We start from the raw sequence: 22,904 nt of genomic DNA on the forward strand, positions 1-22,904 counted from the left end.
GTCGATGAAGCGGAAGGCGCGGGTGCCGTCGGCACCGGTCTCCAGCACCTCGGCCCCGAGGATGTCCGCCGGCATCAGGTCGGGCGTGAACTGGATGCGATGCGCCACGAGGCCCAGAACCGTGCCGAGCGTCTCGACCAGCCGGGTCTTGGCCAGGCCCGGCGCGCCCACCAGCAGCCCGTGGCCGCCGCAGAGGATGGCGATCAGCGTCTGCTCGACCACCTGCTCCTGCCCGACGATGCGCCGGGCGATCATCTCGCGCGCCGCCACCAGCCGCGCGCCGGTCGCCTCGATCTCGGCCATCATCTCGCCGCTCTCCGCCATGTCCCGCCTGCCTTTCCGCGCGTTGCCCGTCCTCCCCACAGGGTCTAGCATGTCGCGAGACGACAGTAACGCGGCTTGGCGTGCCGACAATGGCCAACGGAGATCACAATCCGGACAGATCGCCCGCGGCCGGCAGGCTCGCCCGCCCCGGATCGGTGCGGGTGCGGTGAGCGCCCCGGCAAGTCCCGCCGACCCGCCCCGGAAACCGGATCCGGCGTCGGCAGCCGGATCCGCGCGATTGCAGCTGCTGGGCGGATTCGCGCTCTCCGACCGAGACGGGCGACCTTGCGACCTCAGGTCGCGCAGGACCCGGCTGTTGCTGGCATATCTGGCGGTGCCGCCCGGCGGTCGCCACGGCCGCGAAGCGCTTGCGGCCCTGTTCTGGCCCGATCGCCAATCCGAGCAGGCGCGGGGAAGCCTGCGGGCGGCGCTGTCCGACATCCGCCGGGCGCTCGGCAAGGACGCGCTCGAAGCCGACCGCGACACGGTGGCGCTCCGGCCGGACGCGCTTGTCAGCGACTATGCCCGCCTGCGTGCGGCCGCCAGGCAGCCGACGGACGCTGGGCTTCCCAACGACCTCTATCCCGGTCCGTTCCTGAACGGAGTCGAATCCGGCGGCGATGCGCTGGAGGACTGGCTGCGCGACCGGCGCGCGGAATGCACCGCGCTCGCGATCGTCGCGCTGGAACGAGCAGCCGATCACTTGGCGGCGGCAGGCCACCACGCCCAGGCCCTGGCACTGATGCGCCGCTGTCTCGGGCTGGAGCCGCTCAGGGAAGCCAGCCACCGCGCCATCATGCGGCTGCTGGCCGCATCCGGCGAGCGGGCCCTGGCGCTCGCGCAGTTCCGCGCCTGCCGCGAGCTGCTGCGCCACGAGCTCGACACCGAGCCGGCCCCGGAGACCGTGGCGCTTGCCGACGACATCGCGCTCGACGATTCCAGCTCGCTCGCGGTCCTGCGCGCCACCGGAAGCGCCGCCTTCGACCCGCCGCTGCCCCCGCCGGGCTCGGCGGCGGTGCCGCGGCCGATCGACGAGGCGCCGCTCCGGCCGGCCATCGCCGTGCTGCCCTTCGTCAATCTCAGCGGCGACGCCGAACAGGGGTATCTCGCCGACGGCATCACCGAGGACATCATCACAGACCTCGCCGGCATCGACGGTCTCTCCGTCGCCGCGCATACCTCGAGCGGGATGTACCGCGGCGGAGTGATTGAGCCCGACCGCATCGCCGAGGAGCTCGGCGTCAGCCATGTGCTCGAAGGCAGCCTCAGGATGGCCGGCCCCGCGGTGCGCATCACCGCCCGCCTCGCCGATGCCCGGTCCATGCGCCAGATCTGGGCCGAGCGCTACGACCGCAACCTGGAAGGCATCTTCGAGCTGCAAAGCGAGATCGCCGCCGCCATCGTGCAGGCACTGCGGCTCAACCTCGACCCCGGCGCCGCCACGATCCAGGCGGCGCGCGGCACGCGCGACGTGGAAGCCTACCGCGAGTACCTGCGCTCGCGCGCCCTGCTACGCGAGATGACCCGACGCAGCATCGAGCTCGCGCGAGACGGCTTCGCGCGGGCCATCGCCCTCGACCCGGACTATGCCGCGGCCCACGCGGGGCGCGCCGACAGCATCTCCCAGCTCGCCTATCATCATGACGCCGCCGACTGGGACCAGGCGATCGAGGAAAGCGAAACCGCCTTGCGCCTGCAGCCCGGGCTGGCCGAGGGACTCTGCGCCCGCGGCACCGCCCTGGGGCATTGCGGCCGCCTGGATGAGGCGCTGGCCGATTTCGCGACCGCGGTCCGGCTCAATCCGCAGCTCTACGAGGCACAGTACCACTACGGCCTGACCTACCTGCTTGCCGGCCGCCTGGAGGAGGCGGCGCCCCACCTGCGCCGTGCCTTCGAGATCTCCGACAAGGAGCTCCAGGCCGGCATGATGCTGATCTGCTGCCTTCTGGCGCTGGACCGCCGGCAGGAGTGCAACGCGGTCTGCCGGCACGTGATCGCGGTCTGTCGCAGGCGGATCTCGCTCAACACCTACGACGAACGCGCCGCCTACGTGATGGGCATGGCGCTGAACGGCTTGGGCGAAACCGAGCGGGCACGGCGCTGGGCCCAGGTCGCGGCTGCATTCGAGCCGGAAGACCCGCGCGCCACCTACAACATCGCCTGCCTCTTCGCCCTACTGGGCGAGGCCGAACCGGCGATCCGCCATCTCGCGAGGACGCTGGCGCTCGGAGTGTCCGACAAGAAGCGCGAGTGGATCCGCATCTACGATCCGGACCTCGCCGTGCTGCACGGCGACGCGCGTTTCGAGGCGCTTTTCGCAAGCGAGAGCTGAAATCAGAACGCGTGCGGCAACGTCCCGAGCCGGGCCTTGACCGCGTCGAGCTCGCGCTCGGCCTCACGGCGCGCAAGCGTCTCGTCGCCGGCTGGCTCCGCGCGGATCCGGAGCAGGGCGCGCAGGAAAGCCGCGAGGCGTCCGGCAGATCGCGCCGGAACGGAGGTCGGATCGAATGTCGGGCTGGTGGTCGTCATCGCTGGGTCCTCACCTCGGGGAATGCCGTGGTGTGATCCTGCCGTCCCGACGTGCGGGAACCGTGGTCCGCATCGTGCGGGAAGCGTGACGAGAGCGCGAAAAACGCGCAGGCGGCTGCCGTCGTCTGCGGATTGCTGGCCGGGGCGATTGGAACTAGGCTGCCGCTCCGATGCCAATCGACCGGAGGCATTGGCCCATGGCCGCCCCAGACCGTCCGCCCGCCGCGGCAACGCCGACCACCGAAGCCCTGGCCGCGGCGGCTCGAACCGCTTCGAAAAAGGGCCCCGCGCCGGTCCACCTCTGGAACCCGCCGTTCTGCGGCGACCTCGACATGCGCATCGCCCGCGACGGCACCTGGTTCTACCTCGGCACGCCGATCGGCCGCAAACCGCTCGTCAGGCTCTTCGCCTCGATCCTGAAACGCGAGGGCGACCGGTTCTTTCTCGTGACGCCGGTGGAAAAGGTCGGCATCACCGTCGATGATGCGCCCTTCGTCGCCATCGACTTCGAGGCCACCGGCACCGGCTCCGACGCATCCATCCGCTTCACCACCAATGTCGACGAGGAAGTGACCGCCGGCGAAGGCCATCCGATCCGCGTGACCCGCGACCCCGCGACCGGCGAGCCTGCGCCCTATGTCCATGTCCGCGCCGGGCTCGAGGCGCTGATCGACCGCAAGAGCTTCTACCGTCTCGTGGAGATCGGGCAGACGCAGACGATCGACGGCGTGGCGCAGTTCGGGATCTGGTCGGGCGGCGCCTTCTTCCCCTTCATTCCGGCCGCGCAGCTCGGCGCGGAGACCGCCGGATCGTGACGGCCGCCGGGACGCGCCGCCGCATGGCCCGGCAAGGGCCCCTCGCCCCACGGTCTGCCGGGCGGGCGCTGCTCGCCCTCTGCCTGTTCGCGAGTGTCCCGGAGCGGGCGTCTTCGGGCGAGGCCATCTTCAGCATCGGCTACAACGGCATCCTAGACAGCGAGGAAGAGGCCGGAGTCGCGCTCGGCCTAGGCGTCCATTCCCGGCCCGTCTGGGCGATCCGGCGGCTCGCCTTCGGCTTCGGCGGCGCCCTGACGATCGACGCCGACGGCGACGCCTGGGCCGGGCTCGGGATCGATGCCTATTACCCGTTCGGCGCGGATTTCCGGCTCGACCTCGGGGTCATGGCCGGCGGCTATTCCCTCGGCGATGGCCACGATCTCGGCTCCGAGCTCGAGTTCCGCTCCCGGATCGGCGTCAGCCGCCCGATCGCCGACGGGCCCTGGCGGGCCGGTTTCGCCGTCGAACACATGTCCAACGCCGGTATCGGCGACACCAATCCCGGCGTCGAGACCTTCTTCCTGACCCTCGGCCGGACCTTCTGACGCCATCTCCGGGCGGCGCGCGGGGCGCGGCCTTCTCCGGAGGCAAGCCCCGGTCCACGGTGTCGGTGGGGCGGCCGGGCCGTTGCGATCGCCCGGGACCGGCATTGCGCCCCGGCTCCCGAGCGGGGCGAAAATCCTCCCACCCTTCGGCCGTCCTGGCGCGTGAAGGCAAGTTCCGCGCGGAGGCTTCTGCTAGGTTCCAGCCGGGAGGCGCAGGCGCTTCGCGGGGAACGGCAGCGCCCTCCGGCCCCGGCGGGGGTTCCGCGACGCAGCCAGCGCAGCCGCAATCGACCCTGTGGAGACAAAGGAAGACATGGATACTTCGGAGCAGAAATTCCCGACCGCCCCGCAACGCCGCCCGTCGCGCCGGGACTTGCTCGCCGCCGGCGCGGGACTCGCCGCCTTGGCCGCTGCGCCGGCGAGGGCCCAGGAGAGCGACGGCGAGCCGGAGTTCCTCTTCGTGCAGACCGCCACCGGCATGGCCTTCGATTCCGACCGGAACCGCCTGACCCTGCGCGGGGTCAGCCCGGTCACGCTCTTCTTCTCCGACCGCCCCGAGCGCATCGTCGGCAACATGAAGACCGAGCGGTTCGTGCCCTTCTGGAGCGAGGGCCCCGACAGCTTCGCCTCGAACCCGCCGAACGCCGACCTTTCGGTTGTGGGGAAGGACAGCCTGATCGAGGCGGTGGTGGAACTGCGCGACCCGGTGATCGAGAACGGCGACCTGCATTACACCGTCAAGGTCCTCGGCGGCCACATGCCGGAGCTCGGCGACAACGCCTCGCTCTTCATCGACATCATCGGCCGGCCCCTGACGCCGGTCTCCTTTGCCGGCGCCGGCCGCCGCGCCTATCGCCGCGCCGTCTTCTACTGACGCGCCGAAAGGCGCCTCCCCGGCCGGCGACCGCCCTGCCCAAGGACGATCACAATCGCCGAAGCGGCCTCGTCGCTGGGGTTCGGGGCGCATCCAGCGTCATCACCCGCCCGGCGTGCACCGCCGGGCGCTGCCCTCATTGTTCTGCGGGACGGTGGTACCAAGAACGAGATAACATGCGATCGCCCTCGGCCGCACCCTCTCCCCGTTCCGCCGTCGCTCAGCCCCGGCGCGGGCACCTGTCCCAGTCGTCGCCGCCGAAATGCTCCAGCATGATGTCGGTGAGCACCCGGATCTTGTGCGGCACCGGCTCGGCCGGCGGCGGCCGCAGCACGTAGAGCCCGAGAGCCGGGATCTCGTAATCGTCGAGCAGGGTGACGATCTCGCCGCGCCGGACCGCCGGACCGGCGAGAAAGCTCGGCATCGCCGCGATCCCCAGCCCGGCCACCACGCCGGCGAGCTCCGCCGCCCCGCTGTCGGCGGTGAAGCGGCCGCGCGGATGGAAGGTCGTCGTCCGCCCGTCGCGGCGGAACTGCCAGACCGCCTCGCCATGCGGGATCACCTCGTGCTCGGCCAGCGCGGCCGGGCTCCGCGGGATGCCCCGCCGCGCCAGATACTCCGGGCTCGCCACGAGGACCGCGCGGATCGGCGAGATCCGCCGGGCGATCAGGCTGGAATCCGCGAGAATGCCGAGGCGGATCGCCGCGTCGAACCCCTCGCCGACCACGTCCACCCGCCGGTCGCTGTAGGAGGCATTGATCTCCAGACGCGGATTGCGCAGCGCCAGCTCCGCGAGAACCGGCGCCAGATGCGTGGTCCCGAACGAGAGCGGCGTCGCCAGCCGCAGGCGGCCGGTCGCCTCGCCCTGCCGGCTGAGCGCATCCCGGCCGGAATCGAATTCGGCGATCATCCGCTCGGCATAGGGCCGGAAATCGGCCCCCGCCTCGGTCAGCGACATGCCCCTGGTGGTCCGCGCCAGCAGCGGCGCCCCCAGCTCGGCCTCCAGCCGCGCCAGCCGCCGGCTGATCATGGACTTGGACATGCCCAGCCGCGCCCCGGCGCGGCTCAGGCCGCCGCTGGCGACCACTTCGGCGAAGGCGCGGATATCCTCGAGGTTCGGCATGGGAATCGTTCCGGATTCTGCAAAAGTCTTACCCGGACCCTGCATCTGGCGTCGCGTTCCTGGCAACCGCATATTCGCCCTGTCACGCAACGAGATCACGCGAAGGATTTCCGCCATGAACAACATTCTCGTCATCGACAGTGCCGTCAGCGGCGACTCCTCGGTCTCGAAGGCGCTGGTGCGCGACGCCGTCGCCGCCCTCGCCGAACAGGCGCCCGCCAGGATCGTCCATCGCGACCTCGGCCGCGACCCCGTGCCGCATCTCACCGAGGAGACCCTCGCCGGTGTGCGCGGCACGCCCGAAACCGAAGCCGAACTGGCCACGCGCGCCCTTTCCGACGAACTCGTCGCCGAGCTTCGTGCCGCCGATGTCGTGGTGATCGGCGCGCCGATGTACAATTTCAGCATCGCCACCGGCCTGCGGTCCTGGTTCGACCATGTGCTGCGCGCGGGCGAGACCTTCCGCTACACCGAGGCCGGGCCGCAGGGCCTGCTCGAGGGCAAGCATGTCATCGTGGTGGAAAGCCGCGGCGGCCTCTACAGCGAGGGCCCGGCCCAGGCGGCCGATTTCCAGGAACCCTATCTGCGGCACCTGCTCGGCTTCATCGGCCTGAAGGACGTCACCTTCGTGCGCGCCGAGCGCATCGGCTTCGGCCCCGAGGCCCGCGCCGAGGCGATCGCCGCCGCCGCCGCGGCCCTGCGCGACGCGGCGGCGCCGGCGCTGGCCCGCGCCGCCTGATCGCGCTGCCCCGGCGGCCGGCCCGGGCCGGCGCCGGGGTCCGGTGCTTCAATCCATGGGCGGCTTGTAGGTTCCCACGGCGGTTCCGGCCTTCGCCATGACCGCCATGGCCTCGTCCGTCGTGAATAGCTTGGTCGTCGCCGCCCCCGAAACCGTGCCGGAAGCGGCCACCGCCATGGCTGCGGCCGCCACGGCCGCATCGTCCGGCGCCTCGATCAGGCAGACCACGTCGTATTTCCCGAAGGCGAAGAACAGGTGGTGCAGCTTGCCGCCGAGGCCTTCGATCAGCTTTGACGCCGCGGCCGCGCGGTCCGTGGGATTGGCGATCATCGCCTTCACGGCCTCGGTCGAATAGGACACTTGATAGAGATAGAACGGCATGGCGTTTCCCCGTTTCATCCGGGCTCTCGCCTGTCCGTCGTGCTGTCCCCGTTCCGGACCGGCGGGCCGGTTGTCTGCCGCCCCTGCGGCGGCGATGCAGCCGGGATCGGCTGCGCCGGCCATTCTAGCACGTCTGCGCCCGGCCGTGGCCGGAAACGTGCCCCTGATACATTCTATTATTGATATGTGATGCGCCCCGCCCTATGTTGCAGGCGACCCCGAACCACAGGAGCGCCGATGCAACCCGACGTAGAAGCCTTCTTCGACGAGGCCACCTTCACGGTCTCCTTCGTCGTCACCGATCCCGAGAGCCGGAAATGCGCCATCGTCGACAGCGTGCTCGACTTCGATTATTCCTCCGGCCGGACCGGCACGAAATCTGCCGACGCGATCGTCGCCTACGTGCAGGAACGGGGCCTCGAGACGGTCTGGCTGCTCGAAACCCATGTCCATGCCGACCATCTCTCCGCCGCACCCTACCTCCAGGAGCGCCTCGGCGGCAGGATCGGCATCGGCGAGAAGATCACCGTGGTCCAGGACACCTTCGGCAAGGTCTTCAACGAGGGCACCCGGTTCCAGCGCGACGGCTCGCAGTTCGACCGGCTCTTCAAGGAGGGCGACCTCTTCGAGATCGGCGCGCTTCAGGGTCGCGTCCTGCACACGCCCGGCCACACGCCGGCCTGCCTCACCTATGTGATCGGCGATGCCGCCTTCGTCGGCGACACGCTCTTCATGCCCGATTTCGGCACGGCGCGGGCGGATTTCCCGGGCGGCTCCGCCGAGACGCTCTATGCCTCGATCCAGAAGATCCTCGCCCTGCCCGACGAGACCCGCATCTTCGTGGGCCACGACTACAAGGCGCCGGGCCGCGACCAGTATGCCTGGGAAACCACGGTCGCGGAGCAGAAGGCGCTCAACGTCCATGTGGGCGGCGGTGCGACGGCCGAGGATTTCGTCAGGATGCGCGAGGCCCGCGACGCCACCCTCGACATGCCGAAGCTGATCATCCCCTCGATCCAGGTGAACATGCGCGCCGGCCAGATGCCCGAGCCCGACGAATCCGGCAAGCGCTTCCTCAAGGTGCCGGTGAACGAGCTCTGATTCCAGCGACCCTTGCCGTTGGCTCCGGTCCCACCCGGGGCGGGGCTTCCCCCGCCCGATCGACCCGTGGCGATCGGGGGGCGGGGAAGGCGCGGCCTTTTCCCTCTCCCGCAACTCGGCCTTGGGGTCGGGCGGCGGTCAGGGACGGATCCGCCATCCCGCCCCGAAGGCCGCCGGCCTCAATGCGCCATGAGCACCGCGGTCGGCGGGGATTTCATCATGCTGGTCGTGGTGCCGCCGAAGATCCGCTGGCGCAGGCGCGAATGCCCGAAGCCGCCCATCACGATCAGCTCGGCATCGAGATCCGTCGCCGCCCGGCGCAGCACCTCGGCCTCGTCGCGGCCCTCGCGCGGCAGGCGGTGCACGTTGGTCGAGATGCCGTGCCGCCCCAGATAGGCGCTCAGGTCGGCCCCCGGCTCGGGCCCGTGCCCCTCGAAGGAGGGCACCGGGTCGATCAGCACCACGTCCACCCTCTCCGCCGCGCACATCAGCTCGATCGCGTCACGCACCGCCTTGGAGGCCTCGACGCTGGCGTCCCAGGCGACCATCACCCGGCGCGGGTCGGGGAAATGCACCGCGCCCTCGGGCAGGAGCAGCACCGGGCGGCCCGATTCGAAGAGCGCCCCGTTCAGCACCCAGTTCTGCATGGCCTCGCCGTCGCCGCCCGCCGGCGGGATCAGCGTGAGATCGGCGTAGCGCGCGAAGCGGGCCGCGAGCGTCGCCACCGTGCCGCGGTCGATGTACTGCGATTCGACCATCGCCGAGACGCCCGCCGCGCCGAGCCGCGCCTCGACCTCCTGGGCACGCTCCTCCGCGACGCTCTGGCCCTCGCGGATCTCGCCGGCCCAGATGTCGTTGGAGACGACCCCGTAGGGCGAGGCCGGCGGCGGCGGCGCCACCCCCAGCACCAGCACCGCGAGATGGGCGTCGAGCTTACTGCAGATGCCGGCGGCGCGGTCGATCTCGGCATCGCCCTGGCTCGTCCCGACCGCCAGAAACACGGTCTTGAAGGGCATGGATCCTCTCCTCGTCTAGGTTTGTCTCAAGCTTAGGCTTGCGCTGCGCCGTCAGGCCTTGCGATAGATCAAGTGTCCGCCGGCCGTGCATGCTATCGTGCCGCGCGGCCCCAGACCAGCGCGGGAGGTAGCCATGGCCCTGGAACAGTTTCGCGTGCAGATCGCGATGCTGATGGACGAAATCGCCAAGGCGCCCGAGGACCGCCACGAGTTGCAGGAGAGCCTGCGCGAGAAGCTCGCCGAGATGCAGGCCATGGGTCTGCCGCTGCCCCACGACCTCGTCGATCTGGAGGAATATCTCGAGGAAGACCTCGAAGGCGCCGCCCGCCGCCGGCGCGGCAAGGCCGGCCCCGCGGCGGAGGAATAGCTACCCCCGCCCGGCGCCCCTGCCGCCGCCGCGCCTCGCAACCGCGGCGATCCCGTTGGCGAGCAGGAGCAGCACCACCGCCGCCACCACGATCGAGGGTCCCGCCGGCGAATCGAGCCTGAACGAGGCCGCGAGCCCACCCGCCGAGGCGACGGCGCCGATACCGGCCGCGACCACCGCCATCGCCTCGGGCGTGGGCGCGAAGGCCCGCGCCGCCGCGGCCGGCACGATCAGCATCGCGGTGATGAGCAGCGCGCCGACGACCTTCAGCGCCACCGCCACCAGAAGCGCGAGCGCCACCGTCAGCACCAGCCGCTCGCGCGCCGCCGCGATGCCGGCGGCCGCCGCGAGATCGGCGCTGAGCGTGGCGAGCAGCAGGCCGCGCCAGCGCCAGACCAGCAGCGCCAGGATCAGCGCCCCCCCGGCCCAGATTACCAGGAGATCGCTCCGGCTCACCGCCAGGATGTCGCCGAAGAGATAGCCCATTAGATCGACGCGCACGCCGGGGAGCAGGCTCAGCGCCACCAGCCCCGCCGCCAGCGCCCCATGCGCGGCCACCCCGAGCATGGTGTCCATTGCATAGGTCCGCCCGGTCGCCAGCGAGACCGTCAGGGCCATGGCGAGCGCCGCGAGCGCCACCCCTGCCACCACCGGCAATTCGGTGGCGAGCGCCAGGGTCACGCCGATCAGCGCGGCATGGGCCGTCGCGTCGCCGAAATAGGCCATGCGCCGCCAGACGACGAAGCAGCCGAGCGGCCCGGCCACCAGCGCGACGCCGGTCCCGGCCAGCACCGCGCGCAGGAGGAAATCGTCGAGCGGGCTCACGCCTCGGCATCCGCGGGATGATGGTGATGTCCGGGCGCGCCCTCGGCATGGGCATGGTCGTGCTCGTGGCGATAGAGCGCCAGCGCCCCCTCGGTGCCGAAGCCGAAGAGCGCGCGGTATTCCGGCGCCGCCGAGACCACCGTCGGCGTGCCCTCGCAGCAGACATGGCCGTTGAGGCAGATCACCCGGTCCGAGGCGCTCATCACCACATGCAGGTCGTGGCTGACCATCAGCACCCCGCAGCCCAGCTCGGTCCGCAATTCCTCGATCAGCCGGTAGAACCGCGCGACGCCGGGCTGGTCGAGCCCCTGCGCGGCCTCGTCGAGCACCAGCAGCTGCGGCCGGTGCAGGAGCGCATGCGCCAGAAGCGCCCGTTGCAGCTGCCCGCCGGAGAGGTCGATCATCTGCCGCCCCCCCAGCCCCGCGATCCCGACGCGCTGCAGGGCATGCTCCCGCTCCTCCCGGCCGCCGCCGGCGAGACCGAGGAAGCGCGCTACGGTCAGCGGCATGGTGTGGTCGATAGCCAGCCGCTGCGGCACGTAGCCGATGCGCAGGCCCGGCGCGCGCCGGACCTCGCCCGCGCTCGCCCGCTCCGCGCCGATCAGGAGGCGCAGCAGCGTGCTCTTGCCCGATCCGTTCGGCCCGACGATGGTCACGATCTCGCCGGCCTCGATGGCGATGTCGACCCCGCGCAGCACCGGATGCCCGCCGCGCGTGACCCCGAGCCCCTTGGCCGAGACCAGCGGCGCGCTCACGCCGCCTCCGCCTCGCGGCAGCGCGCGCAGAGCCCCTCGCCCTCGATCACCATCCGCTCCACGCAAAAACCCTGCCCGGCCGCCGAGGCCGCCAGCCCGGCGCCGAGCTGCGGCAGGACCGCCTCCGCCACGCCCCGGCAGCTGCGGCAGATCAGGAAGACCGCCACATGCTCCGCGCCGCCATGAGTACAGGCAACGAAGGCCGAAAGCCGCTCGATGCGATGGACGAAGCCGTTCCTGACCAGAAAATCCAGCGCGCGATAGGCCACCGGCGGCTGGCTCCCCAGCCCCGCCTCCCGCAGCCGGTCGAGCAATTCGTAGGCGGTCATGGCGCGATGCGCCTCGAGCAGCGCCTCGAGCACGCAGGCCCGCGCCGGCGTCATCCGCAGCCGCCGCGCCGCGCAGGCGGCCTCGACGGCCGCCAGCGCCTGCGCCCGGCACGCCTTGTGATCATGCGGGCCGAAGGCCTCCGCCTCGATGTCGCTTGACCGGGTCATATGTTACTTTATAACAGATCTCGCCGCGTGAAACCGGCATCCTAGTCGGGCCCGTGTCGGGCCACAAGAGCCGCAGATGGAGGGAGCATTCATGGCAACAAGGGCAGTTGCTGCCGCACTCGCGCTCGCCGCGATGCCGGGAGCCGCCGCGGCGTCGCCGCCGGTCGTCGCGACCGATATCGCGCCCGTCCAGTCGATCGTCGCCCGGGTCATGGCGGGGGTCGGGGCGCCGGGCCTCGTGGTTCCGCCCGGCGCCTCGCCGCACGGCTACGCGCTTCGCCCCTCCGAGGCAGAGCTCCTGCAGGAGGCCGGGCTTGTGGTCTGGGTCGGGCCGGCGCTCGACCCCTGGCTCGCGGGGCCGATCGACACGCTGGCCGCCGAAGCCGCCCGCGTCACGCTCCAGGACGCGCCCGGCATCCGCCTCCTGCCGATTCGCAGCGGCGGCCCCTTCGAGCCGCACGAGCACGACCACGGCCAGGATCACGGGCAGGCCGGCGAAGCCGCGGACCACGATCACGATCACGATCATGGCACCGAGGCCGCGGACGCCGACCACGACCACGACCACGAACACGAACACGGCGGCCCCGACGGCCATCTCTGGCTCGACCCCGGGAATGCCGTCGCCGCCGCCCGTGCTGTCGCCGCCGCCCTCGCCCCGCTCGACCCGGAGAACGCCGCCGCCTATGCCGCCAATGCCGAGGCCTTCGCGACCGAGATGGCGGAGCTCTCGAGTGAGATCGAGGATCGTCTCGCCCCGGTCCGCGGGCAGCGTTTCATCGTCTTCCACGACGCCTACCAGTATTTCGAGGACCGGTTCGACATGCCCGCGGCCGGCAGCGTCTCGCTCCAGGAGGGCGTGGCCCCCGGCGCCGCCCGCGTCGCCGAGATCCACGACCGGGTGCGCGACGCGCAGATCTCCTGCGCCTTCACCGAGCCCCAGTTCGAGCCGAAGCTGCTCGGCACCGTCATCGAGGGTGCCGGCGTGCGCACCGACGTGCTCGACCCGATCGGCGCGGCGCTGCCGCCGGGGCCGGACCTCTACCCGGCACTGATGCTCGGCCTCGCCGACAGCCTCGCGGAATGCCTCGGCGGCTGATGCCGGACCGGTGAAGCCGCCCCCCTGCCCCTCGCCCGCAATTTGCGCTAGCCTCGTCGCGAGCGAGCAAACGGACCACGTCGAGCCTTGGGCTTCCGCCTGACCCCTGCGATTCTCGCGGCCCTGCTGGCGCAAGCGCCGGCGGCCGTCGAGGCACACCCCCACATCTTCATCGACGGCGGTGTGGGTTTCGTCTTCGACAAGCAGGGCCGCCTCGCCACGCTCGAGGTGACCTGGATCTACGACGCGATGACCTCGCTCCTTATGCTCGACGATCTCGGCATCGACGGCGCAGCCCCGCTGGGCTCCCGCGACCGGGAGCGGCTCGCCGCCTATCAGACCACCTGGGAGGCCGGCTTCGACGGCGACAGCTTCCTCTGGGACGGCGACCGCCCCATCGCCCTCTCGGGTCCGCTCGAGCCCGCCGCCGAGATCAGGGACGGGCTGGTCGTCATCACCTTCGGCCGCACGGTCGAGACGCCCTTCCGCCCCGGCCCCGAGACCGTGGCCGAGATCTACGACCCGACCTATTTCACCGCCTATGCGGTGACCGAGACCCCGCGGCTCGAAGGCCGGGCGGACGGCTGCCACGCCGAGGTCGTGCCCTTCCGCCCGACCGCCTCGCTCCGGCCGCTGCTCGACCGGCTCGGCGCCGTCCCGATCGACGAGACCCCGGACGAGGCGCTGGGACGGCTCTTCGCCGACAAGGTGCGCCTGACATGCGACTGACCGCGGCGCTCCTGCTCGCGGCGGCGGTGGCGGCGGCGCTCGCTCTGTGGCTGAGCGGCGGCCACCACCTGCTCTTCTGGTGGGCGACGCGCTGGCAGCATGCGCTCCAGGACGCGCTCGCCCTCCGCATCCAGGACATCCGCGCCGGCCGCTCCGCCGCCTTCTGGTCGCTGCTCGGCCTCTGCGCCGGCTACGGCTTCCTGCATGCGGTCGGGCCGGGGCACGGCAAGCTCCTGATCTCCGGCGCCGCCATCGGCTCCCGCGCCACGGCCTTCCGGATGGGGCTCGTCGCCGTCGTCGGCAGCCTCGCCCAGGCGGCGGTGGCGATCATCCTCGTCTATGGCGCCCTGGCGCTCCTCGAACTCACCGCCCGCAGCACGGCCGAAGCCGCCGACCGCTGGATCACCCCGGTCGGCAATCTCGCGGTGGCGCTGGTCGGCGCCCTGCTGCTGGCACGCGGACTGCGCGCCCTCCGGCCGGCCCGCGCCGACCGGGCAGCGGCGGCCCACCGCCATGAGGCGCATCATTGCGGCCACCACCACGGGCCGACCGCGGCCGAGGCCGCCGCCGCCGACAGCCCCGGCACGATGCTGGCGCTCGTCGCGGCGATGGCGATACGCCCCTGCACCGGCGCGCTCTTCGTGCTGCTGCTCGCCTGGCGGATGGGCCTCGCCGGCGCCGGTGCCGCCGCGGTCGTGGCCATGGGCCTCGGCACCGCCGCCTTCACCGTGATCGTGGCGACCCTCGCTGTCGCCGGCCGGGACGCGGCCTTCCTCGCCGCCGGCGAAGGCCGCGCCGCCCGCCTGCTCGGGCCCGGGCTCCAGATCGCCGTCGGCGGCCTCGTGCTCGGCATCGGCGGCACGCTGGCGCTGGCGGCGTTGCCGCTGTGACGACCGGCGAAGCTTGAGCGCCGACCCGTCGATGCATTCGTGTCGCACCCTCGCCGCAGGGGAACTGCATTCGGCAACGCCACCCCTTCCGGCCGCGCTCTGGCCGCGCCCGATGCCACCGTCCCGCCCGGCGGGCACCGCCGGGAAGGCCCGCCCAGGCCGGGCCCTGCCCTCATCTCGTGGCGGCTCGAAGGAGACGAACGTCTGGGCTCCAGATGCGATAGCCCTGACCCCGACGCCGCCCGCCTTGACACTCCCGCGGCCGGCACCATTGATCAGCCGCGACCACCCGCAGCGGAGCGCGCCCATGCCCTGGACCTTCCTCGTCGTCGCCGGCCTCTTCGAGATCGGCTGGGCGATCGGCCTGAAATATACCGACGGCTTCACCCGCCCGCTGCCGACGCTCCTGACAATCGCCTCGATGATCGTCAGCATCTCCCTGCTCGGGCTCGCGCTGCGCCACCTGCCGGTGGGCACCGCCTATGCGGTCTGGACCGGCATCGGCGCGGTCGGGACCGCCGGACTCGGCATCCTGCTCCTGGGCGAACCCGCCACGCTCGCGCGCATCCTCTGCATCGGGCTGATCCTCGCGGGCATCTTCGGCCTGAAGCTCGCCAGCTGACCCCCCGATTTGCGGTTTCCCGTTCGGCGGCTTTGCTCTAATCACGGGGCGCAAGGGCGCGGAGCGCGCGCCGCCAAAGGGGAACCACCGCAATGTCTGTCATCATCGACGTGGTCGGACGGGAGATTCTCGACAGCCGGGGCAATCCGACGGTCGAGGTCGACGTCCTGCTCGAGGACGGCGCCAGCGGCCGTGCCGCCGTGCCCTCCGGCGCCTCCACCGGCGCGCATGAGGCGGTGGAGCTGCGCGACGGCGACAAGGGCCGATACGGCGGCAAGGGCGTGCGCCGGGCTGTCGAGGCGGTGAACGGCCAGATCTGCGACGCGCTCACCGGCATCGCCGCCTCCGAACAGGTGATGATCGACCGGATCCTGATCGAGCTCGACGGCACCGCGAACAAGGCGCGCCTGGGCGCCAACGCCATCCTCGGCGCCAGCCTCGCCGCCGCCAAGGCCGCCGCGGCGAGCCAGGGAACCCCGCTCTACCGCTACGTGGGCGGGGCCGCCGCCCGGGTGCTGCCGGTGCCGATGATGAACATCATCAACGGCGGCGCCCATGCCGACAACCCGATCGACATCCAGGAATTCATGATCATGCCGGTCGGGGCGGAGACGCTCGCCGACGCGGTGCGCATCGGCTCGGAAGTCTTCCATGCGCTGAAGGGCGCGCTCGCCAAGGCCGGCCACAATACCGCCGTCGGCGACGAGGGCGGCTTCGCGCCCAATCTCTCCTCCACCCGCGAGGCGCTCGACTTCATCGTCAAGAGCGCCGAGACCGCGGGCTACCGCCCGGGCGAGGACATCTATCTCGCGCTCGACTGCGCCGCGACGGAATATTTCGCCGACAGCGTCTACGACATGAAGGGCGAGGGCAAGAGGCGCAGCCCGGCCGAGAACGCCGAGTACCTCGCCGAACTCGTCGACGCCTATCCCATCATCTCCATCGAGGACGGCATGTCCGAGGACGACTGGGAGGGCTGGAAGCTCCTGACCGAGCGCCTGGGCGGGCGCTGTCAGCTCGTCGGCGACGATCTCTTCGTCACCAATACCGAGCGCCTCTCCCGCGGCATCGCCGAGGGCATCGCCAATTCGATCCTCGTCAAGGTGAACCAGATCGGCAGCCTGACCGAGACGCTGGCCGCCGTCGACATGGCCCAGCGCGCCGGCATGACCGCGGTCATGTCGCACCGCTCGGGCGAAACCGAGGATTCGACGATCGCCGACCTCGCCGTCGCCACCAATTGCGGCCAGATCAAGACCGGCTCGCTGTCGCGCTCGGACCGGCTGGCGAAATACAACCAGCTCATCCGTCTCGAGGAGGATCTCGGCGACAGCGCCATCTACGCCGGCCGCTCGATCCTGCGGCGCTGAGCCGGGAGCCGCTGCCGCGATGGCAGAGGCGCAGACCGCCGGCCTCTATCTGGTCACCCCGGCGCAGCCGAGCCTCGGGGAGCTTCCCGATGCGCTCGGCGCCGCGCTCGACGCGGTGCCGGTCGCCTGCGTCCGCCTCGCCCTCGCCCGGACCACCGAGGAGGATCTGATGCGCGCGGCCGACACGCTGCGTCCGGTCTGCCACGCCCGGGACGTGCCGCTGGTCCTGACCGACCATTTCCGCCTCGTCACGCGCCTTGGCCTCGACGGGGTGCATCTCGGCGACGGCGCGCGCCAGATCCGCGCCGCGCGCAAGGAGCTCGGCGCCGACGCCATAATCGGCGCCCATGCCCGCGCCTCCCGTCACGACGGCATGACCGCCGCCGAGATCGGCGCCGATTACGTCGCCTTCGGCCCGCTGACGCAATCGAGCCTCGGGGACGGCACCCTTGCGCCGCTCGAGCTCTTCGCCTGGTGGTCGGAGATGATCGAGGTGCCGGTGGTCGCCGAGGGCGGCCTCACCCCCGATCTCGCCGCCGATCTCGCCGGCATCGCGGATTTCATCGCGCTCGGCGACGAGATCTGGAATGCCCCCGAGGGCCCGGTGGCCGCGCTCCGGTCCTATGCCGAACGTCTCGGCTGACGGCCCCGCTCACCCGCGCAGCCGCTCGAGTTCTCCCCGAACCGCCCGCCCCGCCGCCTCGGCCAGGTCCTTGCGGCCGGCCGCGCGCGCCACCTCGAGCGGCGCGTGGAAGATCAGCTCCACCGATCCCCCCGCGGAGCGCGCCAGCACGTCGCGCAGATGCGTCGCGAAATCCATCTCGCCCCACCAGGCGTAGAACTCCCGCGGCAGATGCGGCGCCGGCCGGTAGTGGATCGTCACCGGCTGCACCGCCACCCGACCGCCCAGCTCGGGGGCGAAGAAGACCCCGAAGAGCGAGGATTTGAACGGCAGCACCCGCTGCCCGTCGCTGCTCGTGCCTTCGGGGAAGAGCGCCATGTGATCGCCGCGCGCCAGCCGCGCGCGCAGCTCCGCCTCCTGCAGCTTGGCCGCCGCCGGCCGCCGGTCGATGAACATCGTGCCGATCGCCCGCCCGATCAGCCCGATTCCGGGCCAGGCGCGCACCTCGGCCTTGGAGACCAGGAAGGGTGCGGCCGCGCGCTGCAGCGCCACGATGTCGATCCAGCTCGAATGATTGGCCACGAAGGCGCCTGCGCCGGAGATCGGCTCCCCGCGCTGGCGATAGGCGAGCCCCAGCGCCGGCAGCGCCAGCGCCGCCCAGACCTGCACCACGCGCGGGCCCATCCGCGTCACCCGCCGCCCCGCGATCCGCGCGAGGCCGCGATCGATGCCCCAAAGCAGCAGATAGAGCGCGAAGAGCACCACGATCACCAGCCCGGACCAGGCGCCGCGCAGCACCAGCCGCAGCCGGTCGCCTGCCCGGAGCGGATCCAGCACCGGAGCCGCCGCGCCGTTCCACCCCGCCCTCACCCTTCCCGGCCCCGCGCGTAATACTGGCGATAGCGCTCGGTCATGCGCCCGGTGTCCATGACCACGCAGACGTCGATGGTGTTGAAGCCGTGGTCCACCCAGGCACCCTCGCCGACGCGGCCGCCGGCGCGCAGATAGGCCTTGATCAGCGCCGGCAGCAGCCGGAGCGCGCGCGCCGGATCGACCGCCGCGCGCGGCAGCCGGTCCATCGCGAGGAAATGCGCCGGCCGCGCCCGCACCCGCAGCTCCGGCGGCGCCAGGTGGAAATGATGCAGGAAGGCCAGCGTCTCGGCCACGGGGCCGGGATCGGTCCCGGGCAGGCTCGCCACCCCGAAGAGGATCTCGATGCCCCGATCGAGCACGTATTCCGCAAGCCCGTTCCAGAGCAGATACATCGCCGGCCCGCCGCGATGCTCCGGCGCGACGCAGGACCGCCCGAGTTCCACCGAACGCCGCCCGGAGGCGAGGATCGGCGCAAGATCGTATTCCGCCGCCCCGTAGAACCCCGGCCCCTCCGCCGCCGCCGCGTCGCGCATCAGCCGGTAGACCCCGACGACCCGGTCCAGCGGATCGGCGATGTCGCCAGCCTCGTCGAGCAGGATGAGATGGTCGAAGAACGGGTCGAAGTCATCCCATTCCCGCCGCGCCGCCCGCTGCTCCGCCGTGGCCGCCGCCCCCATCTCCTCGACGAAGACCCGGTAGCGCAGCCGCTGCGCGCCCGCGCGCTCGGCCTCCGTCCCGGCGAGCTTGACCCGGTAGCGACTGAGGTCGATCTGCATCGCGGCTCCCCGGGGCCGCAAGACGCTGCCCCCTCCGGCGCCTCGCATGTCCAGCGCCGCCACCGCCGGCGAACGCGCGCGCGCTGAGGCCATCTTTACCGTCCTTTAACGGATCGGTGCGATTCGTTAACGTGTGTTTCCTGTCGCCCGGTGTCCGGAGTCAGGAGGATCCGGGAGCCGTCGATGACCACCTTGCCCGCATTCTCGAAATTGACCGTGATCCGTGCCGCGATCACCGATTGCACCTGGCCGAGGCCCCAGTCGGGCCGTTCGGGATGCCGCACGAAGCTTCCGGGCTCGAGGAATTCGTTCATCTTGGTCCCTTCCGCGGACCCGCGCCGATGAGCGCGCCCGATCTCAGCGCCCTGGTCAGCGCCCGGCTCTGCCATGACCTGATAAGCCCGATGGGGGCGATCCGCAACGGCATGGAGCTTCTGCAGATGGCGCCGGGCGAGGCGCAATCGCCGGAACATGCGCTGATCGCCGACAGCCTCGAGACCGCGCTGGCCAAGCTGCGCTACTTCCGCCTCGCCTTCGGACCCGCCGATCCCCAGGCCCGCCAGGCCTTCGGCGAGGCGGTCCAGGTCACCGACGCGATGTTCACCGGCCGCTTCACCGTCAGCTGGGAGACCCGCGGCATCGACATGGCCCGCCCGCGCGCCCGGGTGATCTATCTCGTGATCCTCTGCATCGAGAAGAGCCTGCCCATGGGCGGGAACCTGCATGTCGGGGTGACCACCGAGACCGTTCACTTCAGCGTCGAGGGCCGTCGCACCGCGCCTCCCGAGGCGCTCTGGCGGCATGTGACCGAGGGTGCTCCGGTCGCGGATCTGCGCCCCGACGCGGTACAGTTCGCGCTGCTGCGCGAGGCCCTGAGCGCCACCGGACGCCGGATCGCGGTCCAATTCACCGAGACCGGCGCCACCCTGAACCTGACCGAGGTCAGCCCGGCACCGGCCTGAGCCCCGCGCGGAACCGCCGCATGTTCGCGCGATAGCCCGCCGCGGCGCGCGCGAGCCCGGCGACCTCCGCCTCGCTCAGGTCGCGCACCACCTTCGCCGGACGGCCCACCGCCAGCACGTGATCCGGGATCGCCTTGCCCTCGGTGACCAGCGCCCCCGCGCCCACCAGCGTGCCGCGCCCGATCACCGCGCCGTTCAGCACCGTCGCGCCCATGCCGATCAGGCTGCCGTCGCCGATGGTGCAGCCGTGCAGCATCGCCATGTGGCCGACGGTGCAATCCGCGCCGATGGTCAGCGGAAAGCCCATGTCGGTGTGGCAGATCACACCGTCCTGCAGGTTCGACCCCGGGCCGAGGACGATCGGCTCGTTGTCGCCGCGCAGCACCGCGTTGAACCAGACCGAGGCGCCGTCGCGCAGGATCACCCGCCCGATCAGCCGCGCCCCCGGCGCGACCCAGACATCGCCGCCGTCGGGCAGCTCCGGCACCACGCCGTCCAACTCGTAGAAAGTCATTTCAGCCGCTCCTCGAACTCCCGGTTGAGTTGCGTGACCAGCGCCATCAGATCCGGCTGCCGGTCCCGGCGCAGGCGCTCGGCCTCGATGATCGCCCGCAGCTGAAGCTCGCATTCCGGCAGCCGCGCATTCACCAGCACATAGTCGTATTCCGCCCAGTGGCTGATCTCGTCGCGGGATTTCGCCATGCGGCCCGCCACCACCTCGGCGCTGTCCTGGCCGCGCGCGCGCAGCCGGCTCTCCAGCTCCGCGATCGAGGGCGGCAGGATGAAGATCGACACCACCGCATCGCGCAGCGCGGAATTGCGGATCTGCTGGCCGCCCTGCCAGTCCACGTCGAAGAGCACGTCCTGCCCGGCCACGATCGCCGCCTCCACCGGCGCGCGGGGGGTGCCGTAGAGATTGCCGAAGACCTCGGCGTGCTCCAGCATCTCGCCTGCTGCAACCATCGCCTCGAACTCGCGGCGACTCTTGAAGAAATAGTCCCGGCCCTCCTGCTCGCCCGGCCGCGGCGGGCGCGTGGTGGCCGAGACCGAGAAGCGCACGTCGGGATCGATCTCGAGCAGCCGGCGCGACAGCGTCGACTTGCCCGCCCCCGAGGGCGAGGAGAGGATGATCAGGAGGCCGCGCCGCCCCGGAGTCACGGCCGCCCTTCCCTATTCCACATTCTGCACCTGCTCGCGCATCTGGTCGATCACCACCTTCATCTCCAGCCCGATCGCCGTCAGGTCGCCCGCCTGGGCCTTGGAACAGAGCGTGTTCGCCTCGCGATTGAATTCCTGGGTCAGGAAATCGAACTTGCGCCCCACCGGCCCGGTCTCGGCGAGCAGCTGCCGCGCCGCGGCCACATGCCCCTCGAGCCGGTCGAGCTCTTCGGTCAGGTCGGCCTTGACCGCGATGAGCGCCAGCTCCTGCGCCAGCCGCGCCTCCTCGACCGGCGCCCCCGCCCCCAGCAGCGCCTCCACGCGGCTGCGCAAAAGCTCCCCTGCCCGCGCCGCCCGCGCCTCCGCGGTGGCGCGCGCACGAGCCGCGAGATCCGCGACCCGGTCGATCTGGCCGGCGAGGGCAGCGGCCAGCGCCGCGCCCTCGGCCTGGCGTGCCGCGCGCAGGCCCTCGATCAGCGGCGCGATCCCCGCCGCCACCGCCTCGAGCGCCGCCGCGTTGCCCGCGCCGCCGCCCTGGTCGGTCTCGAGCACGCCGCGCAGCCCCAGCAGGTCGCCCGCGGTCATCGGCGCGAGCTCGAGCCCCGCGTCCCTGGCCGCCGTGCCCGCCGCCTGCGCCGCCGCGACCGCCGCGGCCAGCGCCGCCGGATTCAGCCGCTGCGCCGAATCGCCCTGGCCCCGCGTCATGCGCAGCCCCACGGTGAGCGAGCCGCGTGCGAAGGCCTTGCCGAAGGCCGCACGCAGCGGCGCCTCCAGCGATTCCATCCCCTCGGGCAACCGAATGCGCAGGTCGAGGCCGCGCCCGTTGACGCTGCGCACCTCCCAGACCCAGCTCACTCCCCCGGATTCGCCCGCCCGGTCGGCGAAACCCGTCATCGACATCAAGACCATTCCCGCGTCCCGTCCGCGCAGCGGTGCAGACCCGCCGCTCTTTTCGCCAGTTTTGCCGCAAATTAATGAATTCGTCGCAAAACGCGCGACTTTGCGAAAGCGTTGGACTAGCGTATGAAGAAGTTGTTTACCAACGCGCCCGCCGCCGCAGGTGCCGAGGTAAACCGTGACGTTTGCTGCGGTCAAGTTTCGATATGAACGATCTGATGCTCTCCTCGCTGAAGTCCTACTGGGAACGCCTGCGCGCCGGCCGGATCGCGCCCTACCGGGCCGAGATCGATCCACGCCAGTTCGAATCGGCGCTGGAGAACATGTTCATCATCGAGCGACTGGCGCCCGAGAACATGCGCATCCGCCTCGCCGGCATGAAGATCTGCGAAATGATGGGCATGGAGGTGCGCGGCATGCAGCCCGGCTATCTCATCGACGAGGCCGACCGCGCGCGCTTCGACCGGCTGCTGACCGTGGTGATGGGCGAGCCCGCCGTGGTGGAGTTGCAGCTCGAGGCGCATGGCCCCGGCGGCGGCTACCGCGCCAGCATGCTGCTGATGCCGCTGCGCAGCGACTTCGGCGACATCAATCGCGTGCTCGGCTGCACCTCCGGCGACGGCGAGCTCTTCGCGGCCCCGCTCGCCTTCTCGATTCGCGACGTCGCCGTCACCCCGATCGAACCGAGCCAGAGCGGCGAGTCCAAGCAGCTCCTGCCCGGCTTTGCCGAGGACCAGGCCGATTTCGCCCCGGCTACCCCCGCGCCGCCCAAGCTGCGCGCCATCGAGGGCAACCCCAACGCCCCGACGACCCCCCGCGACACCACCCGCAAGTTCCGCGTCATCGACGGCAAATAGCGCCGAAGCCCGCGACGCCGGGGACGAGAGGCCACCAACGCCTTTCCATACGGACCGGCGGGAACAACCCCCCCCTTCCCCCCCCCGCATACCCTCCAGCCCCACGCGGGCGGCGAAGTCTCGATGCGCGAGCCGCGCATCCCCCCCCTCGGCCCGGG

Annotated in this window: 29 protein-coding genes; 15 read left to right on the forward strand and 14 right to left on the reverse strand. The window is 71.5% G+C overall.

Annotated elements, in window-relative coordinates:
* Positions 1-324, reverse strand: a 324-nt coding sequence (locus V7050_RS05285; protein WP_324410335.1) for an AAA family ATPase, incomplete at its 3' end; no start/stop codon positions are given.
* A 316-nt stretch (positions 325-640) separates the two neighbouring features.
* Between V7050_RS05285 and V7050_RS05290 the strand changes: the two genes are divergently transcribed.
* Positions 641-2,656 (forward strand): BTAD domain-containing putative transcriptional regulator, encoded by a 2,016-nt coding sequence (locus tag V7050_RS05290; RefSeq protein ID WP_324374124.1) that lies wholly within the window; start codon positions 641-643, stop codon positions 2,654-2,656.
* Positions 2,657-2,658: 2 nt separating this feature from the next.
* Here the strand turns inward: V7050_RS05290 and V7050_RS05295 are convergent, their stop codons facing one another.
* Positions 2,659-2,853: a hypothetical protein gene (locus V7050_RS05295; protein WP_324366556.1), complete on the reverse strand. Its 195-nt coding sequence runs from the start codon at positions 2,851-2,853 to the stop codon at positions 2,659-2,661.
* Positions 2,854-3,050: 197 nt separating this feature from the next.
* Here V7050_RS05295 and V7050_RS05300 point away from each other — a divergent pair, with 197 nt between their 5' ends.
* The 3 genes from V7050_RS05300 (at position 3,051) to V7050_RS05310 (ending at position 5,087) form a co-directional block, all read left to right on the forward strand.
* Complete coding sequence (locus V7050_RS05300; protein WP_324366558.1) at positions 3,051-3,668, forward strand: DUF1285 domain-containing protein; 618 nt, start codon at positions 3,051-3,053, stop codon at positions 3,666-3,668.
* A gap of 23 nt (positions 3,669-3,691) precedes the next feature.
* Positions 3,692-4,213, forward strand: coding sequence for an acyloxyacyl hydrolase (locus V7050_RS05305; RefSeq protein ID WP_324366560.1), 522 nt, complete (start codon positions 3,692-3,694; stop codon positions 4,211-4,213).
* A 313-nt stretch (positions 4,214-4,526) separates the two neighbouring features.
* Positions 4,527-5,087 (forward strand): hypothetical protein, encoded by a 561-nt coding sequence (locus V7050_RS05310; protein ID WP_324366562.1) that lies wholly within the window; start codon positions 4,527-4,529, stop codon positions 5,085-5,087.
* 220 nt (positions 5,088-5,307) lie between these two features.
* Here V7050_RS05310 and V7050_RS05315 read toward each other — a convergent pair whose 3' ends face one another.
* Entirely contained in the window at positions 5,308-6,210 is a 903-nt protein-coding gene (locus V7050_RS05315) for a LysR family transcriptional regulator (protein WP_324366564.1), read from the reverse strand.
* Positions 6,211-6,325: 115 nt separating this feature from the next.
* On the opposite strand from V7050_RS05315, the gene V7050_RS05320 reads away from it, so the two are divergent.
* Positions 6,326-6,949, forward strand: coding sequence for an FMN-dependent NADH-azoreductase (locus V7050_RS05320; protein WP_324366567.1), 624 nt, complete (start codon positions 6,326-6,328; stop codon positions 6,947-6,949).
* 48 nt (positions 6,950-6,997) lie between these two features.
* On the opposite strand, the gene V7050_RS05325 is transcribed toward V7050_RS05320, so the two are convergent.
* A complete protein-coding gene (locus tag V7050_RS05325; RefSeq protein WP_324366569.1) occupies positions 6,998-7,348 on the reverse strand; it encodes a GYD domain-containing protein in 351 nt (116 codons plus the stop codon).
* A 219-nt stretch (positions 7,349-7,567) separates the two neighbouring features.
* Here V7050_RS05325 and V7050_RS05330 point away from each other — a divergent pair, with 219 nt between their 5' ends.
* A complete protein-coding gene (locus tag V7050_RS05330) occupies positions 7,568-8,431 on the forward strand; it encodes an MBL fold metallo-hydrolase (protein WP_324366571.1) in 864 nt (287 codons plus the stop codon).
* A gap of 179 nt (positions 8,432-8,610) precedes the next feature.
* On the opposite strand, the gene V7050_RS05335 is transcribed toward V7050_RS05330, so the two are convergent.
* Positions 8,611-9,447 carry a universal stress protein gene (locus V7050_RS05335; protein ID WP_324366573.1) on the reverse strand — a complete coding sequence of 279 codons (837 nt, stop codon included), beginning with the start codon at positions 9,445-9,447 and terminating at the stop codon, positions 8,611-8,613.
* A 133-nt stretch (positions 9,448-9,580) separates the two neighbouring features.
* On the opposite strand from V7050_RS05335, the gene V7050_RS05340 reads away from it, so the two are divergent.
* Positions 9,581-9,814, forward strand: coding sequence for a hypothetical protein (locus V7050_RS05340; protein ID WP_324366575.1), 234 nt, complete (start codon positions 9,581-9,583; stop codon positions 9,812-9,814).
* Here V7050_RS05340 and V7050_RS05345 read toward each other — a convergent pair whose 3' ends face one another.
* From V7050_RS05345 to V7050_RS05355, 3 genes are read right to left on the reverse strand one after another with little or no spacing between them, the layout of a single operon-like run.
* The gene (locus tag V7050_RS05345; RefSeq protein ID WP_324366577.1) at positions 9,815-10,639 is read right to left on the reverse strand and encodes a metal ABC transporter permease; all 825 of its coding nucleotides are present in this window, start codon (positions 10,637-10,639) and stop codon (positions 9,815-9,817) included. It lies immediately after the preceding gene.
* Entirely contained in the window at positions 10,636-11,394 is a 759-nt protein-coding gene (locus tag V7050_RS05350; RefSeq protein WP_324366579.1) for a metal ABC transporter ATP-binding protein, read from the reverse strand. The genes V7050_RS05345 and V7050_RS05350 overlap by 4 nt, the downstream gene beginning before the upstream one ends.
* Entirely contained in the window at positions 11,391-11,891 is a 501-nt protein-coding gene (locus tag V7050_RS05355) for a transcriptional repressor (RefSeq protein ID WP_324366581.1), read from the reverse strand. Before V7050_RS05355 ends, V7050_RS05350 begins: the two co-directional genes overlap by 4 nt.
* 76 nt (positions 11,892-11,967) lie before the next feature.
* Here V7050_RS05355 and V7050_RS05360 point away from each other — a divergent pair, with 76 nt between their 5' ends.
* The 6 genes from V7050_RS05360 (at position 11,968) to V7050_RS05385 (ending at position 17,244) form a co-directional block, all read left to right on the forward strand.
* A complete protein-coding gene (locus tag V7050_RS05360; RefSeq protein ID WP_324410337.1) occupies positions 11,968-12,990 on the forward strand; it encodes a zinc ABC transporter substrate-binding protein in 1,023 nt (340 codons plus the stop codon).
* A gap of 87 nt (positions 12,991-13,077) precedes the next feature.
* Positions 13,078-13,719, forward strand: a complete 642-nt coding sequence (locus V7050_RS05365; RefSeq protein ID WP_324366585.1) for a DUF1007 family protein — start codon at positions 13,078-13,080, stop codon at positions 13,717-13,719.
* Entirely contained in the window at positions 13,710-14,609 is a 900-nt protein-coding gene (locus tag V7050_RS05370) for a nickel/cobalt transporter (RefSeq protein ID WP_324366587.1), read from the forward strand. Before V7050_RS05365 ends, V7050_RS05370 begins: the two co-directional genes overlap by 10 nt.
* 307 nt (positions 14,610-14,916) lie before the next feature.
* A complete protein-coding gene (gene sugE, locus V7050_RS05375) occupies positions 14,917-15,231 on the forward strand; it encodes a quaternary ammonium compound efflux SMR transporter SugE (RefSeq protein ID WP_324366589.1) in 315 nt (104 codons plus the stop codon).
* A 92-nt stretch (positions 15,232-15,323) separates the two neighbouring features.
* Positions 15,324-16,601: a phosphopyruvate hydratase gene (gene eno / locus V7050_RS05380; protein WP_324366591.1), complete on the forward strand. Its 1,278-nt coding sequence runs from the start codon at positions 15,324-15,326 to the stop codon at positions 16,599-16,601.
* Positions 16,602-16,620: 19 nt separating this feature from the next.
* Positions 16,621-17,244 (forward strand): thiamine phosphate synthase, encoded by a 624-nt coding sequence (locus V7050_RS05385; protein ID WP_324366593.1) that lies wholly within the window; start codon positions 16,621-16,623, stop codon positions 17,242-17,244.
* Between the two features lie 9 nt (positions 17,245-17,253).
* Here V7050_RS05385 and V7050_RS05390 read toward each other — a convergent pair whose 3' ends face one another.
* The 3 genes from V7050_RS05390 to V7050_RS05400 all read right to left on the reverse strand — a co-directional run bounded on the left by V7050_RS05390 (position 17,254) and on the right by V7050_RS05400 (position 19,186).
* Positions 17,254-18,060 carry a lysophospholipid acyltransferase family protein gene (locus V7050_RS05390; protein ID WP_324366595.1) on the reverse strand — a complete coding sequence of 269 codons (807 nt, stop codon included), beginning with the start codon at positions 18,058-18,060 and terminating at the stop codon, positions 17,254-17,256.
* A 29-nt stretch (positions 18,061-18,089) separates the two neighbouring features.
* Positions 18,090-18,872: a GNAT family N-acetyltransferase gene (locus V7050_RS05395; RefSeq protein ID WP_324366597.1), complete on the reverse strand. Its 783-nt coding sequence runs from the start codon at positions 18,870-18,872 to the stop codon at positions 18,090-18,092.
* 95 nt (positions 18,873-18,967) lie between these two features.
* Positions 18,968-19,186 (reverse strand): DUF3553 domain-containing protein, encoded by a 219-nt coding sequence (locus V7050_RS05400; RefSeq protein ID WP_324366600.1) that lies wholly within the window; start codon positions 19,184-19,186, stop codon positions 18,968-18,970.
* Between the two features lie 27 nt (positions 19,187-19,213).
* On the opposite strand from V7050_RS05400, the gene V7050_RS05405 reads away from it, so the two are divergent.
* A complete protein-coding gene (locus V7050_RS05405; protein WP_324374122.1) occupies positions 19,214-19,834 on the forward strand; it encodes a histidine phosphotransferase family protein in 621 nt (206 codons plus the stop codon).
* Here V7050_RS05405 and V7050_RS05410 read toward each other — a convergent pair.
* Genes V7050_RS05410 through V7050_RS05420 form a run of 3 tightly spaced genes read right to left on the reverse strand, consistent with a single transcriptional unit; the run spans position 19,815 to position 21,901 of the window.
* Positions 19,815-20,348 (reverse strand): gamma carbonic anhydrase family protein, encoded by a 534-nt coding sequence (locus V7050_RS05410; protein ID WP_324370446.1) that lies wholly within the window; start codon positions 20,346-20,348, stop codon positions 19,815-19,817. The two genes, V7050_RS05405 and V7050_RS05410, sit on opposite strands and share 20 nt — an antisense overlap.
* Positions 20,345-20,992, reverse strand: coding sequence for a guanylate kinase (gmk, locus tag V7050_RS05415; protein WP_324370448.1), 648 nt, complete (start codon positions 20,990-20,992; stop codon positions 20,345-20,347). Before gmk ends, V7050_RS05410 begins: the two co-directional genes overlap by 4 nt.
* A 12-nt stretch (positions 20,993-21,004) precedes the next feature.
* A complete protein-coding gene (locus tag V7050_RS05420) occupies positions 21,005-21,901 on the reverse strand; it encodes a YicC/YloC family endoribonuclease (RefSeq protein ID WP_324370450.1) in 897 nt (298 codons plus the stop codon).
* Between the two features lie 194 nt (positions 21,902-22,095).
* On the opposite strand from V7050_RS05420, the gene V7050_RS05425 reads away from it, so the two are divergent.
* A complete protein-coding gene (locus V7050_RS05425) occupies positions 22,096-22,746 on the forward strand; it encodes a PAS domain-containing protein (protein WP_324370452.1) in 651 nt (216 codons plus the stop codon).
* The last annotated feature ends 158 nt before the right edge of the window (positions 22,747-22,904 follow it).

It is taken from the genome of Amaricoccus sp., from assembly GCF_036846665.1.
GTDB lineage: Bacteria > Pseudomonadota > Alphaproteobacteria > Rhodobacterales > Rhodobacteraceae > Amaricoccus.

Bases quoted from the DNA above. Each gene is read 5' to 3' on its own strand.
- V7050_RS05295 (WP_324366556.1), bottom strand. From the start codon at position 2,853: ATGACGACCACCAGCCCGACATTCGATCCGACCTCCGTTCCGGCGCGA.
- V7050_RS05300 (WP_324366558.1), top strand. From the start codon at position 3,051: ATGGCCGCCCCAGACCGTCCGCCCGCCGCGGCAACGCCGACCACCGAA.
- V7050_RS05305 (WP_324366560.1), top strand. From the start codon at position 3,692: ATGGCCCGGCAAGGGCCCCTCGCCCCACGGTCTGCCGGGCGGGCGCTG.
- V7050_RS05310 (WP_324366562.1), top strand. From the start codon at position 4,527: ATGGATACTTCGGAGCAGAAATTCCCGACCGCCCCGCAACGCCGCCCG.
- V7050_RS05315 (WP_324366564.1), bottom strand. From the start codon at position 6,210: ATGCCGAACCTCGAGGATATCCGCGCCTTCGCCGAAGTGGTCGCCAGC.
- V7050_RS05320 (WP_324366567.1), top strand. From the start codon at position 6,326: ATGAACAACATTCTCGTCATCGACAGTGCCGTCAGCGGCGACTCCTCG.
- V7050_RS05325 (WP_324366569.1), bottom strand. From the start codon at position 7,348: ATGAAACGGGGAAACGCCATGCCGTTCTATCTCTATCAAGTGTCCTAT.
- V7050_RS05330 (WP_324366571.1), top strand. From the start codon at position 7,568: ATGCAACCCGACGTAGAAGCCTTCTTCGACGAGGCCACCTTCACGGTC.
- V7050_RS05335 (WP_324366573.1), bottom strand. From the start codon at position 9,447: ATGCCCTTCAAGACCGTGTTTCTGGCGGTCGGGACGAGCCAGGGCGAT.
- V7050_RS05340 (WP_324366575.1), top strand. From the start codon at position 9,581: ATGGCCCTGGAACAGTTTCGCGTGCAGATCGCGATGCTGATGGACGAA.
- V7050_RS05355 (WP_324366581.1), bottom strand. From the start codon at position 11,891: ATGACCCGGTCAAGCGACATCGAGGCGGAGGCCTTCGGCCCGCATGAT.
- V7050_RS05360 (WP_324410337.1), top strand. From the start codon at position 11,968: ATGGAGGGAGCATTCATGGCAACAAGGGCAGTTGCTGCCGCACTCGCG.
- V7050_RS05370 (WP_324366587.1), top strand. From the start codon at position 13,710: ATGCGACTGACCGCGGCGCTCCTGCTCGCGGCGGCGGTGGCGGCGGCG.
- sugE (WP_324366589.1), top strand. From the start codon at position 14,917: ATGCCCTGGACCTTCCTCGTCGTCGCCGGCCTCTTCGAGATCGGCTGG.
- eno (WP_324366591.1), top strand. From the start codon at position 15,324: ATGTCTGTCATCATCGACGTGGTCGGACGGGAGATTCTCGACAGCCGG.
- V7050_RS05385 (WP_324366593.1), top strand. From the start codon at position 16,621: ATGGCAGAGGCGCAGACCGCCGGCCTCTATCTGGTCACCCCGGCGCAG.
- V7050_RS05395 (WP_324366597.1), bottom strand. From the start codon at position 18,872: ATGCAGATCGACCTCAGTCGCTACCGGGTCAAGCTCGCCGGGACGGAG.
- V7050_RS05400 (WP_324366600.1), bottom strand. From the start codon at position 19,186: ATGAACGAATTCCTCGAGCCCGGAAGCTTCGTGCGGCATCCCGAACGG.
- V7050_RS05405 (WP_324374122.1), top strand. From the start codon at position 19,214: ATGAGCGCGCCCGATCTCAGCGCCCTGGTCAGCGCCCGGCTCTGCCAT.
- V7050_RS05410 (WP_324370446.1), bottom strand. From the start codon at position 20,348: ATGACTTTCTACGAGTTGGACGGCGTGGTGCCGGAGCTGCCCGACGGC.
- V7050_RS05420 (WP_324370450.1), bottom strand. From the start codon at position 21,901: ATGGTCTTGATGTCGATGACGGGTTTCGCCGACCGGGCGGGCGAATCC.
- V7050_RS05425 (WP_324370452.1), top strand. From the start codon at position 22,096: ATGAACGATCTGATGCTCTCCTCGCTGAAGTCCTACTGGGAACGCCTG.